Origin of the sequence: Klebsiella sp. 1SOBk10mer, from assembly GCF_046602535.1 — a bacterium.
Classification (GTDB): domain Bacteria; phylum Pseudomonadota; class Gammaproteobacteria; order Enterobacterales; family Enterobacteriaceae; genus Klebsiella; species Klebsiella quasipneumoniae.
This window is the reverse complement of the sequence record NZ_JBKIUP010000001.1, coordinates 678,994-695,183: the sequence shown is the minus strand read 5'-3', so window position 1 is coordinate 695,183 and position 16,190 is coordinate 678,994. Positions and strand designations below refer to the sequence as shown.

Here is a 16,190-nt window from a genome sequence, read left to right as displayed (position 1 = left end):
TTTCACGCCGTCCCCGCCTACGCCAGAGGGACGGTAACGTTCAGGATCGAGAAAGATGTTGTCCCCCGCGATTATTACCCTGCCCTGGCGCCCGGATGCCGCCGAACACTATTTTACGCCGTTAAGCGCCCTGCCCTGGGCGATGCTGCTACATTCCGGCTTTGCCGACCATCCGCATAACCGTTTTGATATCCTGGTGGCGGCCCCGCGCGCCACGCTGCTGACGCGCGGTGAACAGACCTGGGTCGATGACGGCGAGACCACTTTTGTCTCGGCGGACGATCCGCTGCAACTACTCCAGCAGCAGCTGGATCGTCAGCCGTTCACGCCGCAGCCCCATGAGGATTTGCCGTTTCTTGGCGGCGCGCTGGGGCTGTTCGGTTACGATCTGGGCCGCCGTTTTGAGCGACTTCCCACTGTGGCGCAGGCCGATATCGCGCTGCCGGATATGGCGGTGGGGATTTATGACTGGGCGCTAATCGTCGACCATCAGCGCCAGCAGGTGTCGCTGCTCAGCTATGACGACCCGCAGCAGCGTCTGCAGTGGCTGGAGGCGCAAACGCCGGCGCCAGGTGAAACCTTCACCTTGACCTCTGCCTGGCAGTCAAATATGAGCCGCCAGCAATACGGCGAGAAATTTCGTCAGGTGCAGGCCTATCTGCGCAGCGGTGACTGCTATCAGGTCAATCTCGCCCAGCGTTTTCAGGCCCGCTACGTCGGGAATGAATGGCAGGCTTTCCGCCAGTTGAACGCCGCCAACCGCGCCCCCTTTAGCGCCTTCATCCGCCTTGCGGAAGGGGCGATTTTAAGCCTGTCGCCGGAGCGATTTATTCAGCTCCGCCAGGGGGAAATCCAGACGCGCCCGATTAAGGGCACCCTGCCGCGGCTCGATTCGCCGCTGGCGGATGCGCAGCAGGCGGAGAAGCTGGCGAACTCGCCGAAAGATCGCGCCGAGAATTTAATGATTGTCGACCTGATGCGCAACGACATCGGCCGCGTCGCCGTCCCGGGCAGCGTGCGGGTCCCCGAGCTGTTCGTGGTGGAGCCGTTCCCGGCGGTCCATCATCTGGTCAGCACCATCACCGCCCGCCTGCCGGCGACGCTGCACGCCAGCGATCTGCTGCGCGCCGCCTTCCCGGGAGGGTCGATCACCGGCGCGCCGAAGGTCCGGGCGATGGAGATTATTGATGAACTGGAACCCCAGCGACGTAACGCCTGGTGCGGGAGCATCGGCTATCTGAGCTATTGCGGCAATATGGATACCAGCATCACCATTCGCACCCTAACGGCCTGGCAGGGGCAACTGTACTGTTCCGCCGGCGGCGGGATTGTGGCGGATAGTGAGGAAGCCGCAGAATATCAGGAAACTTTTGATAAAGTTAATCGTATCCTGCACCAACTGGAGAACTAGACCATGGCGGACCGCGCCCTCAATCTGGATGACTTTCTGTCCCGCTTTCAGCTGCTGCGTCCACAGCCTTCGCCACAGGCGCTAAACCAGCGGCAGGCGGCGGTGCTGGTACCGATCGTACGCCGGCCGCAGCCTGGCCTGCTGTTGACCCAGCGTTCGCCGTTGCTGCGCAAGCACGCCGGCCAGGTCGCCTTTCCCGGCGGGGCGGTAGATAATACCGATGCGACGCTTATCGCCGCCGCTCTGCGCGAAGCCCAGGAAGAGGTGGCGATCCCGCCAGAGAAGGTTGAGGTGATTGGCGTTCTGCCGCCGGTGGACAGTGTCACCGGCTTCCAGGTGACGCCGGTGGTGGGCATTATTCCGCCGGATCTGCACTATCACGCCAGCCAGGACGAGGTCTCAGCGGTATTTGAAATGCCGCTCGCCGAAGCCCTGCGCCTCGGGCGCTACCATCCGCTCGATATCCACCGCCGGGGCAACGACCACCGCGTCTGGCTCTCCTGGTACCAGCATTATTTTGTCTGGGGAATGACCGCCGGGATCATTCGCGAGCTGGCGCTGCAGATAGGCGCGCGCCCTTAGCTATACTGATTATGAGAGGGCGCTCTCACTATTAGTAAAATCGCGGTTATCCATTAGTTTAATTCATGTGAATAGTTGAACTGACAGGGCGCTTCCCTCTTACACTATGCGCAGTTATTACATCGTTACCGCACCCGCGGTAACCCTGTCAGGAGTATTATCGTGATTAGTCTATTCGACATGTTCAAGGTGGGGATTGGTCCCTCATCTTCCCACACTGTTGGCCCGATGAAGGCCGGTAAACAGTTCGTCGATGACCTGGTCGAAAAAGGATTGCTTAATGCAGTGACCCGCGTGGCGGTTGACGTCTACGGTTCGCTGTCATTAACCGGCAAAGGCCACCATACGGACATCGCCATTATCATGGGACTGGCGGGCAATCAGCCCGATACGGTCGATATAGACGCGATACCGGCATTTATCCGTGACGTCGAGACACGCGGCCGTCTGCTGCTGGCCAACGGTCAGCACGAAGTCGACTTCCCGGCGGATGACGGCATGCGTTTTCGCAGCGACAATCTGCCGCTGCACGAAAACGGCATGACCATTCATGCCTGGGCCGGCGAGAAAGAGATCTACTGCAAGACCTATTACTCGATTGGCGGCGGCTTTATCGTCGACGAAGAGCACTTCGGCAAAGAAAACGCCAACGAACTGCAGGTGCCCTACCCGTTTAAATCGGCGCAGGAAATGCTGGCCTACTGCAAAGAGACCGGCCTGTCGCTCTCCGGGATGGTGATGCAGAACGAGCTGGCGCTGCACAGCAAAAAAGAGATCGAGGACTATTTCGCTAATGTCTGGCAGACCATGCGCGCCTGTATCGACCGCGGCATGAACACCGAAGGCGTGCTGCCTGGCCCGCTGCGCGTGCCGCGTCGCGCCTCGGCGCTGCGTCGTCTGCTGGTGGCCAGCGATAAGCTCTCCAGCGATCCGATGAACGTCGTTGACTGGGTCAACATGTTCGCGCTGGCGGTCAATGAAGAGAACGCCGCCGGCGGTCGCGTGGTGACCGCGCCGACCAACGGCGCCTGCGGCATCGTTCCGGCGGTACTCGCCTATTACGATCACTTTATCGAATCCGTCAGCCCGGAGATCTATATCCGCTACTTTATGGCCTGCGGTGCGATCGGCGCGCTGTACAAGATGAATGCCTCCATTTCCGGCGCCGAAGTCGGCTGTCAGGGCGAAGTGGGCGTCGCCTGCTCGATGGCGGCGGCGGGTCTGGCTGAACTGCTCGGCGCCAGCCCGGAGCAGGTCTGCGTGGCGGCGGAGATCGGTATGGAACACAACCTCGGCCTGACCTGCGACCCGGTCGCCGGCCAGGTACAGGTGCCGTGCATTGAACGTAACGCCATCGCCTCCGTGAAAGCGATCAACGCCGCGCGGATGGCAATGCGCCGCACCAGCGAACCGCGCGTCTCGCTCGATAAAGTGATCGAGACCATGTACGAAACCGGCAAAGACATGAACGCCAAGTACCGCGAAACTTCGCGCGGCGGACTGGCGATTAAAGTTCAGTGTGACTAAAGTGTTGGCTTACGCCTGCCCCCTCCCGGTGCGCAGGCGTGAAGCGAGGGGAACTGAAAGCCCCCTGCCTTCCTGATGCGCCCTCTGTGGCGCATTTCTTTTTTCTATACCTGACGATATTCTGCCACTACAATTGCTCTATTAAATAAGCCACGCTTAACCACTCGTCCTGTCGACAGGGTGTCGCACATGCAGACTGCACAAAAAGTCATTACGGCCTATCGTCGCAAACGCATTATTGTCTGCCTGCTGGTAGCCCTGGTGACCCTGGGCACCACCTTAGCCATCCGATTTATTTCGCAGCGTAGCGAAAATGAAGGCTATATTCGCATGGCCGCCAGCCAACGGGTGGCGGCGCTGGATAATATCCTGCGTCCGCTGAGCGCGCAGCGAACCACCCTGCTTCCTCTGGTGGGTCACCCCTGCCCGGATATCCATTTGTCGCTGCGTAAAATCGCGGCCTCGTTGCAGACCGTTCGTTCCGTCGCGCTCGTGACGTCAGGTATCGTTTACTGTTCGAGTATTTTTGGGCCGCGACAGGCGGATTTACATCGCCTGCAGCCTGCGCTTCCTGCCCCCCGTCCTCTGCTGCTCTTTTCGAACGACAGCTCCTTGCTCAAAGGCTCACCGGTGCTGATACAGTGGTATCCAGCCTCGGAGAGAGGCGTGGACGGCGTGATGCTGATTGTCAATATCGAGCTGCTGGGGACCTTAATTCTCAACGAAAAATCATCCCTGATAAGCGACGTCAGCCTGCAGGTTGGCGATCGTTATTTTAGCAGCAGCCATGGGCTTCTCGAGAAAGCGCATACCCCGCCGGGAACGGTGATTTATCGCCAGCGCTCTACCGAGTTTCCGTTTATCGTCAATATCAATGGCCCTGGCGCCTCGGCGATTGCGCTTGAGGAGCTGCCCGGCGAGCTGCCGCTGGCGCTGATCTTCAGCCTGTTGATGACCGGCATCGCCTGGCTGGCCACCGCCGGCAGAATGAGCTTCTCGCGGGAGATAAGCCTCGGTATTTCCGCCCGGGAGTTTGCTCTCTGGTGCCAGCCGCTGCAGGATGCGCGCAGCGGCCGCTGCTGCGGGGTGGAGATCCTGCTGCGCTGGAACAACCCTCGCCGCGGTGCGATTTCGCCGGAGGTGTTTATTCCCATCGCCGAAGGGGACAATCTGATCATCCCCCTCACCCGCTATGTGATTGCCGAAACCGCCCGCCGTCTGGATGCTTTTCCCCGCGACCGCCAATTTCATATCGCGATTAACGTCGCTGCCCGCCACTTTGCCAACGGCTTACTGCTGCATGACCTGCATAATTACTGGTTCAGCATGAACCCGGTACAGCAGCTGGTGGTCGAGCTGACCGAACGCGATGTCCTGCAGGATGGCGACCAGCACATGGCCGAAGATCTGCACCAGAAAGGCGTCCAGCTGGCGATCGATGACTTTGGCACCGGCAACAGCTCCCTGTCGTGGCTGGAAACACTGCGCCCGGACGTGCTGAAGATTGACCGCTCGTTTACCAGCTCGGTGGGGATAGACAGCGTCAATGCCACGGTGACCGATATCATTATCGCCCTCGCCAACCGGCTGAATATTATTACCGTTGCCGAAGGGGTGGAGACGCAGGAACAGGAAAGCTACCTCAGAGACCACGGTGTCGATGTGCTGCAGGGGTTTTATTATGCCCGGCCGATGCCGGTGGAGGCATTCCCGGCGTGGCTGGCCAGTCGAGAGGCAACAGAATAACGCACCGGTCCCCAAGGGGACCGGTGCGCAGGACGATTACTCTTCTTCGTCGCTCGGCGGACGGGTGACCACCGCGCGAACCAGATCGACCCGGTAGTCATTCGCTTCCACCACGGTGAAATGCAGCGGCGGTAATGACACCACGTCGCCAATGCGCGGGATATGGCCATTGGCGGAGATCACCAGACCAGCAACCGTAGCAATATCCTCATCGTCATTGATCAGCGGATCCAGCCCCAGCGCCTGCTGCAACGCATGCAGGTCGGTCGACCCCTTAATAAGCCAGCCGTCGCCATCGATAACGATCTCCGGCGTCTCATCGGCGTCCGGGAATTCTCCAGCGATCGCTTCCAGAACGTCCAGCGGGGTCACTAATCCCTGCACCACGCCAAATTCATTGGTCACGATGACGAAACTGCCGCGGGCGCGGCGCAGGACGCCGAGCAGATTGATCGGGTCCAGCGTTTCAGGTACCACGATCGCCGGGGAGGCGGAGGCCAGCGCCGCGACGTTTTCGCCCGACTCCAGAGCCACCAGCATCTCCTTCGCCCGCACGATACCAATGATTTCATCCAGTTCTCCGCGGCAGACCGGGAACAGACTGTGCGGCGACGAAAGCAGCTGACGGCGAATTTCATCTTCACTCTGCTCGGCGTCGACCCAGCTGATTTCCCCGCGCGGCGTCATGATGCTGCGCAGAGAGCGCTGAGCCAGGGTCAGCACGCCGTTAATCATGTAGCGCTCTTCTTCCGCAAAGGCGCCTTCCGGTACCGGCACCGCCGCCGGGCTGTCAGCGTCGTGGTTGACGGAGGCCTGTTTATTACGGCCGCCCATCAGACGCAAGATCGCATCCGCGGTACGGGCGCGCAGCGGCAACGTCGACTGGTGACGTACAAAGTTGCGGCGCGCCACCTGGTTAAAGAACTCAATGATGATCGAGAAACCGATCGCCGCGTAAAGGTACCCTTTCGGAATATGGAAGCCAAACCCTTCCGCCACCAGACTCAGGCCGATCATCAACAGGAAGCTCAGACAGAGCACCACCACCGTCGGGTGCTGGTTGACAAAGCGCGTCAACGGCTTGGAGGCCAGCAGCATCATGATCATCGCGATCACGACCGCTGCCATCATCACCGGCAGATGGTTCACCATCCCGACCGCGGTGATCACCGCGTCCAGTGAGAAGACGGCATCCAGCACTACGATCTGCAGTACCACCACCCAGAAACTGGCATAGCCTTTCCCGTGACCGGCATCGTGCTGGCGGTTTTCCAGCCGTTCATGCAGCTCAGTTGTCGCCTTGAACAGCAAGAAGATCCCGCCAAGCAGCATGATGAGGTCACGCCCGGAAAAGGAGAAATCGGCGATAGTAATCAGCGGCTTCGTCAGCGTCACCATCCAGGAGATCACCGACAGCAGCCCCAGGCGCATCACCAGCGCCAGCGACAGGCCGATCAGTCGCGCTTTATCACGCTGCTTCGGCGGCAGTTTGTCCGCCAGGATGGCAATAAACACCAGGTTATCAATACCGAGCACAATTTCCAGAACGATAAGCGTCAACAGGCCGGCCCAGATTGAGGGATCCATTAACAATTCCATGTGCGACTCCGGTTAGCGGCAAGGTCAGTCATCGCCATGTCATGCACGGACGCGACAATAGATGCTGAAAGATAAGCGTGATGCGTGGAGGTGGCAACCAGGTGCCAGAAAGTGAAAAGACGTCGATGACGGTCCATACTGCGGGCTATGCCCTATACTCCTGAGTAATTAAACGGAAGTTAAACATAGCAAAATATAGAGCGAAATTGGAAAAGATTTACCTGAATTTGCAATAACTAAGGCTATTTTTTGCGCTGCAAAATTATTAGCAGGCGATGCCTGATTAACGGATCTTCATCACATTAATTATTTTTTCACTGTCTAAAATAATTCGCGGTAGTAACTATTTTCTATCTTACACCCTAACTGAATCGATTTTGTCCTCAAGAGTGATTCAGGATGTATCAAAGCAGATGATGCATTCACGATAATAAAGGAGGTAGCAAGTGACGATTGCTATTGTAATAGGCACACATGGTTGGGCTGCAGAACAGCTGCTGAAAACAGCAGAGATGCTGTTGGGCGAGCAGGAAAACGTTGGCTGGATCGATTTCGTTCCGGGTGAAAACGCCGAAACGCTGATCGAGAAATACAATGCCCAGTTGGCAAAACTGGATACCAGTAAAGGCGTGCTGTTTCTCGTCGATACATGGGGAGGCAGCCCGTTCAACGCTGCGAGCCGCATTGTCGTCGATAAAGAGCACTACGAAGTTATCGCCGGCGTCAACATCCCGATGCTGGTGGAAACCTTCATGGCCCGCGATGACGATCCTTCCTTTGATGAGCTGGTCGCCTTAGCGGTAGAGACCGGCAGCGAAGGCGTGAAAGCGCTGAAGGCCAAACCGGTGGAAAAAGCGGCCCCTGCGCCCGCTCCAGCCGCGGCGCCTAAAGCCGCAGCACCGGCCAAACCGATGGGTCCGAATGACTACATGGTGATTGGCCTCGCGCGTATCGACGATCGCCTGATCCATGGTCAGGTCGCCACCCGTTGGACCAAAGAGACCAACGTCACCCGCATCATCGTCGTCAGCGACGAAGTCGCCGCAGATACCGTGCGCAAAACCCTGTTGACCCAGGTTGCGCCGCCGGGCGTCACCGCCCACGTGGTGGACGTCGCCAAAATGATCCGCGTCTACAACAACCCGATGTACGCCGGACAGCGCGTCATGCTGCTGTTTACTAACCCGACCGACGTTGAGCGCGTCGTCGAGGGCGGCGTGAAAATCACCAGCGTCAACATCGGCGGTATGGCGTTCCGCCAGGGCAAAACCCAGGTTAACAACGCGATTTCGGTCGATGCCAAAGATATTGAGGCGTTTAACAAGCTGAACGCACGCGGTATCGAGCTGGAGGCACGTAAAGTGTCCACCGACCCGAAACTGAAAATGATGGATCTGATCGCCAAGGTCGATAAATAACCCGGACGATCGCGCCCCAGTTTTCACTTTAAGACTTAATCAACAGGAGAAGTACAATGGAGATTACCCTTCTTCAGATTGTGCTGGTGTTCATCGTCGCGTGTATTGCGGGTATGGAGTCGGTGCTTGATGAATTTCAGTTCCACCGTCCTCTGGTCGCCTGTACGCTGATCGGCGCCGTTCTCGGCGATATGAAAACCGGTATTATTATCGGCGGTACGCTGGAAATGATCGCCCTGGGCTGGATGAACATCGGTGCGGCGGTTGCCCCTGATGCCGCGCTGGCGTCCATTATTTCCACCGTTCTGGTTATTGCCGGCCATCAGAGCATCGGCGCCGGCATCGCGCTGGCTATCCCGCTGGCGGCTGCAGGCCAGGTGCTGACCATCATCGTGCGTACTATCACCGTAGCCTTCCAGCACGCGGCGGATAAAGCGGCGGAGAATGGCAACCTGACCGCCCTGTCGTGGCTGCACGTCTCGTCCCTGTTCCTGCAGGCGATGCGTATCGCTATCCCGGCCGTCATCGTGGCCATTTCCGTCGGTACCAGCGAAGTCCAGGGCCTGCTGAACGCAATCCCTGAAGTGGTCACCAGCGGCCTGAACATCGCCGGCGGCATGATCGTGGTGGTTGGTTACGCGATGGTCATCAATATGATGCGCGCGGGCTACCTGATGCCGTTCTTCTACCTCGGCTTCGTCACCGCCGCCTTCACCAACTTCAACCTGGTGGCCCTGGGCGTGATTGGCGCGGTCATGGCAATCCTCTACATCCAGCTGAGCCCGAAATATAACCGCGTCGCCGGTGCCCCGGCTCAGGCGGCTGGTAACAACGATCTCGATAACGAACTGGACTAACAGGTGAGCGAAATGGTTGATATGACTAAAAATACCACCGAGAAAAAACTCACTCAGAGTGATATTCGTGGCGTGTTCATTCGTTCTAACCTGTTCCAGGGTTCATGGAACTTCGAACGTATGCAGGCGCTGGGCTTCTGCTTCTCTATGGTTCCGGCGATTCGTCGTCTGTACCCGGAGAATAACGATGCGCGTAAGCAGGCGATTAAGCGTCACCTTGAGTTCTTCAATACCCATCCTTACGTTGCCGCTCCGGTACTGGGCGTAACCCTGGCGATGGAAGAGCAGCGCGCCAATGGCGCAGAGATTGACGATGGCGCCATCAACGGCATCAAAGTCGGTCTGATGGGACCGCTGGCCGGCGTCGGCGACCCGATCTTCTGGGGCACTGTGCGTCCGGTGTTCGCGGCCTTAGGCGCTGGGATCGCGATGAGCGGTAGCCTGCTCGGTCCTCTGCTGTTCTTTATCCTGTTCAACGCAGTGCGTCTGCTGACCCGCTACTATGGCGTCGCCTATGGTTACCGCAAAGGCGTGGACATCGTTAAAGATATGGGCGGCGGCTTCCTGCAGAAACTAACTGAGGGGGCGTCAATCCTCGGCCTGTTTGTCATGGGGGCGCTGGTTAACAAGTGGACGCACGTGAATATTCCGATGGTGGTGTCAAAAATCACCGGCTCTGACGGACAGGTTCACGTCACCACGGTGCAAACCATCCTCGATCAGTTGATGCCGGGCCTGGTACCGCTGCTGTTGACCTTCGCCTGTATGTGGCTGCTGCGTAAGAAAGTTAACCCGCTGTGGATCATCGTTGGCTTCTTCGTCATCGGTATCGCAGGCTACGCTGTCGGCCTGCTGGGTCTGTAATTTCCAGGTTGTACGCCGGGGGCTTGCCCCCGGCTTTTTTTTATCAGGAGGAACGCAAAGCAATGACATTCACGGACCTGGTGATCATCCTGTTCATCCTTGCGCTACTGGCCTACGCGGTGTATGACCAGTTTATTATGCCGAGGCGCAACGGCCCGGTGCTGCTGGCCATTCCCCTGCTTCGCCGCAGCCGCGTTGACGGCCTGATCTTTGTCGGCCTCATCGCCATTCTGATCTATAACAACATCACCCAGCACGGTACCCCGATCACCACCTGGCTATTGTCTGCGCTGGCGCTGATGGGACTCTATTTATTCTGGATCCGTACGCCGAAAATCATTTTCAAACCGCGCGGCTTTTTCTTCGCCAACGTGTGGATAGAATATCAGCGAATTAAAGAGATGAATTTATCCGAAGACGGCGTGCTGGTGATGCAATTAGAGCAACGGCGGCTGCTGATTCGCGTACGAAATATCGACGATCTGGAGAAAATATACAAACTTCTTGTTTCAACTCAATGAGTTAAAAATATAGCCAGCGCTATGTTTTTTCCGATTTTGTCTGGGGGATTATATAGCCATGGCTATATTTCCCCACCTGCTCTTCTGTTTTTCATTAACTATTTATTTACTTATAAATTCAAATGAAAATCGTTATCATTTGGTTATTAAAATAGCCCTCTTCTGTTATTGTTTTATATTCTAAAAATATGTTAAGGTTGCGCCCGTCGTTGGGGAGTAGCCGATTTCCTGCCCGCCAGGAAATGTACGTGTCAACATACTCGTTGCAAAACGTGGCACGTACGGGTTGAAGTGATTCAATCAGGCGAGACCATAGATACATCACTGCTGTACGTATTGCTCAGCCATTGAGCGGCTCCGCGTATATTTACTGGGGGCAGCGATGTGTCATATGGATTATCCCCGGTCAGGACAGGCACATGAATTTATCCGCAACCCTTCTTCTCGCTTTCGGCATGTCTATGGACGCCTTCGCGGCCTCTATTGGCAAAGGCGCCACCCTGCACAAACCCAAATTCTCAGAAGCAGTGCGCACCGGGCTGATTTTTGGCGCTATTGAAACCCTGACGCCGCTGGTCGGCTGGGGACTGGGCATGCTGGCCAGCCAGTTTGTTCTCGAATGGAACCACTGGATTGCCTTTATTCTGCTGGTGTTTCTCGGCGGGCGGATGATCATCGAGGGGTTTCGCGGCGACAGCGACGAGGCGTGCGAGGCGCCTCGCCGGCATGGCTTCTGGCTGCTGGTCACCACCGCCTTCGCCACCAGCCTTGACGCCATGGCGGTCGGCGTCGGCCTGGCCTTCCTGCAGGTCAGCATTGTCACCACCGCGCTGGCGATCGGCTGCGCCACCTTTATCATGTCGACGCTGGGGATCATGGTAGGTCGCTTTATCGGCCCGCTGCTGGGCAAACGGGCCGAAATTCTCGGCGGTATCGTGCTGATTGGCATCGGCAGCGAAATCCTCTGGAGCCATTTCGCCGGTTAAGCTTTACTCCTCGCGCTGCCAGCAATGGATCATAAAATCGGTCTGGCAGCCAAAGGTTGCCTGCTGACGCAGCGCGTCATGCACGTCGGCGTTGGCCCGCCACGCGAACGGCGTCATCTGCAGCAGGGCCTGCGCTTCACTGCCCGTCAGGGTCATCGGATAAGCCAGCTGCTGCTGCGCATCCAGGCGGAACCCCGGCATCGCTTCCGTCTTCAGCTCATGCAGGCGGATCTCATCGTAAATCAGCCCTTTCAGCTCCAGCAAATGGCGGGGTCCCGGCGTGGCGGTGATCACCCACCCGCCAGGCCGCACCACTCGCGCCAGCTCACCGGCGTTGCAGGGGGCGTAAATGCGCACTACCGCATCGAAGCTGTTATCGGAGAACGGCAGACGCTGGCTGGAGGCGACGCAAAAATTCACCTGCGGATAGCGTTTTGCCGCCGCGCGGATTGCCGGCTTCGATACGTCCAGCCCCCAGCTGCGGCTGGCGATGGCGGCAAACGCGTGGGTGTAATATCCTTCGCCACAGCCGATATCCAGTAACGCCTGAGGGGCAGCGTGCCGCAATCGCTCAGCGATAGCGTCCCGCAGCGGCTGATAATGCCCGGCGTCGAGGAACGCCCGACGGGCCTGCATCATCTCAGCGCTATCGCCGGGATCGCGCGACCGTTTGAACTGCACCGGTAGCAGATTGACGTACCCCTCTTTCGCCAGATCGAACTGGTGCCGCTGCGGGCAGGAATAGTGGTTGTCGCTACGGCTGAGCGGCGCGTGGCAAAGGGGGCAACTGTATGACATGACGGCTCCGGTGTCGCTGAAAGGGCGAAAGTGTAGCGCTATTCGCCCTTGCAGACCACTGTTACAGCGCCGGCGCCAGCGGGTGGCTGTCGTGCATGACGATCAGATTCTCCGCGCCTTGCGGCATACCGTCCGGCATGACGTTCTCCAGCCGCAGGACGTCGCCCATAATCTGGCTGAATACCGGAGCGGAAACGGCCCCGCCGTAATACGAGCCATTGCTGGGATCGTTCATCACTACCACCAGCGCGAACTGCGGACGGCTGGCGGGCGCCACGCCGGCGGTATAGGCCACATATTTATCAATATATTTGCCGTCCGGGCCGATCTTCTTCGCCGTCCCCGTTTTTACCGCCACCCGGTAGTCGCGCACCGCCGCCTTGGTGCCGCCTCCGCCCGGGAGCGCCACGCTCTCCATCATATGCTCCACGCTGTGGACAATATTCTCCGGCATTACGCGCGTGCCAATCACTGGCGGGTCGATGCGGGTGATCGACAACGGTCGTTCAATGCCGAAGCCGCCGATGGTGGCATAAACATGCGCCAGCTGGAGCGGGGTCACCATCAAACCATAGCCGAAAGCGAAGGTGGCGCGATCCAGTTGCCCCCAGTAGCGACGATGCGGCATCAGCCCAGCGCTTTCCCCGGTCAACCCCAGCCCCGTCGGCTCGCCGAAACCGAAAGCCGTATAGGTGTCAATCAGATGCTGCACCGGCATGGCCAGAGAGAGATGCGACACGCCGGTATCGCTGGATTTCTGCAGGATCCCGGTCAGGCTCAGCTCCGGATAATAGCCGACATCGCGGATACGGTGGCCGTCAAGGACAAACGGATGGGTGTCCACGACGCTGTCCGGCTGGACAATCCCCTGCTGCAGCGCGGTCATGATCACCAGCGGTTTGACGGTCGACCCCGGCTCGAAGGTATCGCTGATGGCCCGGTTGCGAAAATCATCCAGCGTTGCGGCATCGCGATTGTTTGGATTGAAGTCGGGATAGCTGGCCATCGCCAGGATCTCGCCGGTATCGATTTTGATCAGCACCGCTGCCCCGGACTCGGCTTTATTCCAGCGAACAGCATTGTCGAGGGCATCTTCCGTTACCGTCTGCAGGCGCTCATCGATACTCAACTGCAGATTATGCGCCGGCACCGGCGGTACTTCGGTAATATTCTCAATCACATTGCCATGTTTATCTTTACGCACCAGACGTCGCCCGGGTTTACCGGTCAACTGGGCGTTGAAGCTTTTCTCCACCCCTTCGATGCCCTGATTATCGACATTGGTAAAGCCCAGCAGATTGGCAGCCACGTGGCCTGCCGGATAGAAACGCCGCGATTCATCACGCAGGTAGACGCCAGGCAGATGCAGTTTATCAATCCACTCCGCCTGCTCGGGATTGATCTGCCGCGCCAGATAGAGAAAGCGGGCATGAGGATGGCTCTGTACCCGCTGGGCCAGTTCCCCGAGGTTGAGATGCAGCGCTTCGGCCATCGCCTGCCAGCGGGGGCCGTAGCCGACGCCGCCTTTCTCCATGGTGGTCTGCGGATCGATCCAGATCGCGCTAACCGGAACGCTCACCGCCAGCGGTCGTCCTTCCCGGTCGGTGATCATCCCCCGCTCAACCGCAACGGGCTCTTCGCGCAGAGAACGCATATCCTCTTGCTTTACCAGATTATCGGGGGAAACAATCTGCAGCCAGCCCACGCGGGCCAATAGCAGTCCCAGACAACCGAGTATGGCCACACAGAGTAACCCGAAGCGAATCGGGGTAAAGCTGGCGGCGGACTTCATTTTTTTGTTTAGCACCATAGCTCCGGCATTGTTTTGCAACCAACTGATTTAACAGAAAATTAGCAAAACAGACTGCTACACAATGCTAATAAAGTTGAGTATTTGCAACAAGACGCGACGAGAGGGGGAAAAATGACATGCTTTGCAATAAAAACGCAAAAGCCCCGCACAGGCGAGGCTTTTATACAAGAAGAGTGGTCTTGTATCAGATAGCAGTTACGTTAACTGCAGCCGGACCTTTCTGGCCGTCCTGAATTTCGAACTCAACGTTCTGGCCTTCAGCCAGAGTTTTGAAGCCGTTACCCTGGATAGCGGAGAAGTGTACGAACACATCTTTGCTGCCATCAGCCGGAGTAATGAAACCAAAACCTTTAGACTCGTTGAACCACTTAACTTGACCTTTAATCTTTGCCATTTGCAAAATTCCTTAGACTGTTTTCTTCGCCTGCTGGCGTTTACATAGATAAAACTGACACATAACTGCATGAGGCACTAATTTAAGGTTCGGCAGAGAAGCGGTATTCAACGACAACGTGTTTACTCAGGACTTCTTTACTGAAAATGCCACACATAAACAGAACTGTACCTCGTTTAACCCGAAAGGTGTTATCACACACTACGTAAATAATGGCAAGCCATTTTTAAACGTGTCTCGATCGTTCGCACAAATTATAAGGTAATCCTTTGATCGCCTGCACATTTATGCGTCTTTGCCGCCCCTGGCAAGGCGCTATGGCGTTTATCAATAACGCCGGAGCGCTGCCTTATAACTGCAACTTTTTTACCATAGCTCAACAACTTCGCTTCGTCCAGGTATGTCCGTATACGAACTGCCAGTATACGGGCGACTGACGAGCCGTGATGAATATTGATGCGCAAAATTCGTTATAACCCCAGACGAAAAATCGCTAAAGCCAGGCCAGTGTAGTGATAATAAATCCTTTCAGTCGTCTCGCTAAAAATAGTGCTAATTCTGCACCTTAATAATGAAAAAAAGATGACAGCGTCACGTTATCCGACAATAAACGCGGCGGGGATCACTTTATTTACAGCGTGTATAAAAGAGGATAGTGCATTGAGAAAGGAATAATGGAATAAGAATAAGATATTACCGACCGCTATCATGCAGGTGCGCATCATATGATGCACACCTGTCGAGGTACTTAGCGCTCTGCCACCAGGCGGATAAACTCATCCTCCCCTTTCGCCTTATCGGCGACGGTCGGCTCGACCACGTCCTCTTTTTCCGGCGCACTGGCTTCGCACAAGCGACGTAGCAGCGCATTCTGCCGCTTTTGCTGATCCAGCAGAGCCTGCAGCAGTTCTATCTGCTCATTCGCCCGCGAGCTGGCGCGGTTGACGAAGAACCATAACAACAGACCGACAAGCAGCAGCGCCGCAGACACGGCCAGCGATGCCAGATTTAAGATCCCAGGATTTAGTAACTCACTCATTTCACCACCTCAAAGAGAAGGCGTTCATTCTACCACCCGCGGCGCAGAAGGAAATCAGTCGTCAGAAAAATGTCTTACCACGGGATAAATTTATTGATAGTGCAAATGCCGCTGAAAAACTGAACATCCTGGTCGCACATTACGTTAAGCATCTGAGTCCACAGCAACAGGCAGCCTGCTATGATGACTATCAGTAAAACCCACCGTAATTTTTTCACTCCACTCTCCGCATCAGTACTTTATGTCGCCAGGATAACACGGCCTTCTTAAACCGCGGCTAACTGTAATACGAAAGGCAAGTTTAGGAATCATCGACTTGTTTCAAAACGTGTTCGTGTCAAAATCACGGCAAGGATCATACAAATAATGAGGCATCAATGCGATTAATCATTCGTACTATTGTGGTCGTGGCTATCTTATGGATTGGCGTATTATTAAGCGGCTACGGGGTATTATTCCACAGTGAAGAAAACGTCGGCGGCCTAGGCCTGAAGTGTCAATATCTCACCGCCCGTGGGGTCAGTACCGCACTTTATGTGCATTCCGATAGCGGCGTGATCGGCGTCAGCAGCTGCCCGCTGCTGCGTAAAAGCGCAACCGTCGTGGATAACGGCTAATATCGAATCGGCGACCGC

16 protein-coding genes and 1 pseudogene are annotated in these 16,190 nt (G+C 56.7%); 10 read left to right on the top strand and 7 right to left on the bottom strand.

Going from position 1 to position 16,190, the window contains the following annotated elements:
* Nucleotides 1–55: 55 nt before the first annotated feature.
* The 4 genes from pabB to ACLH1I_RS03250 all read left to right on the top strand — a co-directional run bounded on the left by pabB (nt 56) and on the right by ACLH1I_RS03250 (nt 5,266).
* Nucleotides 56–1,411, top strand: a complete 1,356-nt coding sequence (gene pabB / locus ACLH1I_RS03265) for an aminodeoxychorismate synthase component 1 (protein WP_023318607.1) — start codon at nt 56–58, stop codon at nt 1,409–1,411.
* 3 nt (nt 1,412–1,414) lie between these two features.
* A complete protein-coding gene (locus ACLH1I_RS03260) occupies nt 1,415–1,993 on the top strand; it encodes a CoA pyrophosphatase (RefSeq protein ID WP_004203342.1) in 579 nt (192 codons plus the stop codon).
* Nucleotides 1,994–2,155: 162 nt separating this feature from the next.
* On the top strand, nt 2,156–3,520 hold the full coding sequence (gene sdaA, locus ACLH1I_RS03255) for an L-serine ammonia-lyase (protein WP_004203344.1): 1,365 nt from the start codon (nt 2,156–2,158) through the stop codon (nt 3,518–3,520).
* A gap of 189 nt (nt 3,521–3,709) precedes the next feature.
* Nucleotides 3,710–5,266: an EAL domain-containing protein gene (locus ACLH1I_RS03250; RefSeq protein ID WP_060656060.1), complete on the top strand. Its 1,557-nt coding sequence runs from the start codon at nt 3,710–3,712 to the stop codon at nt 5,264–5,266.
* Nucleotides 5,267–5,302: 36 nt separating this feature from the next.
* On the opposite strand, the gene yoaE is transcribed toward ACLH1I_RS03250, so the two are convergent.
* Complete coding sequence (gene yoaE / locus ACLH1I_RS03245; RefSeq protein WP_004203354.1) at nt 5,303–6,865, bottom strand: CNNM family cation transport protein YoaE; 1,563 nt, start codon at nt 6,863–6,865, stop codon at nt 5,303–5,305.
* Nucleotides 6,866–7,311: 446 nt separating this feature from the next.
* Between yoaE and manX the strand changes: the two genes are divergently transcribed.
* The 5 genes from manX (at nt 7,312) to mntP (ending at nt 11,511) form a co-directional block, all read left to right on the top strand.
* Nucleotides 7,312–8,283 carry a PTS mannose transporter subunit IIAB gene (gene manX / locus ACLH1I_RS03240; protein WP_004203357.1) on the top strand — a complete coding sequence of 324 codons (972 nt, stop codon included), beginning with the start codon at nt 7,312–7,314 and terminating at the stop codon, nt 8,281–8,283.
* A 56-nt stretch (nt 8,284–8,339) separates the two neighbouring features.
* Nucleotides 8,340–9,140 (top strand): PTS mannose/fructose/sorbose transporter subunit IIC, encoded by an 801-nt coding sequence (locus ACLH1I_RS03235; protein ID WP_004203359.1) that lies wholly within the window; start codon nt 8,340–8,342, stop codon nt 9,138–9,140.
* A 12-nt stretch (nt 9,141–9,152) separates the two neighbouring features.
* Nucleotides 9,153–10,004, top strand: a complete 852-nt coding sequence (locus ACLH1I_RS03230; RefSeq protein ID WP_004145526.1) for a PTS mannose transporter subunit IID — start codon at nt 9,153–9,155, stop codon at nt 10,002–10,004.
* A gap of 62 nt (nt 10,005–10,066) precedes the next feature.
* The gene (locus tag ACLH1I_RS03225; protein ID WP_004203361.1) at nt 10,067–10,525 is read left to right on the top strand and encodes a DUF986 family protein; all 459 of its coding nucleotides are present in this window, start codon (nt 10,067–10,069) and stop codon (nt 10,523–10,525) included.
* Between the two features lie 419 nt (nt 10,526–10,944).
* On the top strand, nt 10,945–11,511 hold the full coding sequence (gene mntP, locus ACLH1I_RS03220; protein WP_017900206.1) for a manganese efflux pump MntP: 567 nt from the start codon (nt 10,945–10,947) through the stop codon (nt 11,509–11,511).
* Between the two features lie 3 nt (nt 11,512–11,514).
* On the opposite strand, the gene rlmA is transcribed toward mntP, so the two are convergent.
* The 6 genes and pseudogenes from rlmA to mgrB all read right to left on the bottom strand — a co-directional run bounded on the left by rlmA (nt 11,515) and on the right by mgrB (nt 15,773).
* Nucleotides 11,515–12,309, bottom strand: a complete 795-nt coding sequence (gene rlmA, locus ACLH1I_RS03215; RefSeq protein WP_004203363.1) for a 23S rRNA (guanine(745)-N(1))-methyltransferase — start codon at nt 12,307–12,309, stop codon at nt 11,515–11,517.
* A 61-nt stretch (nt 12,310–12,370) separates the two neighbouring features.
* Nucleotides 12,371–14,119 (bottom strand): peptidoglycan glycosyltransferase FtsI, encoded by a 1,749-nt coding sequence (gene ftsI / locus ACLH1I_RS03210; protein ID WP_004203364.1) that lies wholly within the window; start codon nt 14,117–14,119, stop codon nt 12,371–12,373.
* Nucleotides 14,120–14,306: 187 nt separating this feature from the next.
* Nucleotides 14,307–14,516, bottom strand: a complete 210-nt coding sequence (gene cspE / locus ACLH1I_RS03205; RefSeq protein ID WP_001062678.1) for a transcription antiterminator/RNA stability regulator CspE — start codon at nt 14,514–14,516, stop codon at nt 14,307–14,309.
* An 85-nt stretch (nt 14,517–14,601) separates the two neighbouring features.
* Nucleotides 14,602–14,673: pseudogene (locus tag ACLH1I_RS03200) on the bottom strand (DUF2627 domain-containing protein); the annotation flags it as partial.
* Nucleotides 14,674–15,264: 591 nt separating this feature from the next.
* Complete coding sequence (locus ACLH1I_RS03195; RefSeq protein ID WP_151385256.1) at nt 15,265–15,555, bottom strand: YebO family protein; 291 nt, start codon at nt 15,553–15,555, stop codon at nt 15,265–15,267.
* Nucleotides 15,556–15,629: 74 nt separating this feature from the next.
* Nucleotides 15,630–15,773 carry a PhoP/PhoQ regulator MgrB gene (gene mgrB / locus ACLH1I_RS03190; protein WP_002911375.1) on the bottom strand — a complete coding sequence of 48 codons (144 nt, stop codon included), beginning with the start codon at nt 15,771–15,773 and terminating at the stop codon, nt 15,630–15,632.
* Nucleotides 15,774–15,932: 159 nt separating this feature from the next.
* Here mgrB and ACLH1I_RS03185 point away from each other — a divergent pair, with 159 nt between their 5' ends.
* The gene (locus ACLH1I_RS03185; protein ID WP_004203368.1) at nt 15,933–16,172 is read left to right on the top strand and encodes a YobH family protein; all 240 of its coding nucleotides are present in this window, start codon (nt 15,933–15,935) and stop codon (nt 16,170–16,172) included.
* The last annotated feature ends 18 nt before the right edge of the window (nt 16,173–16,190 follow it).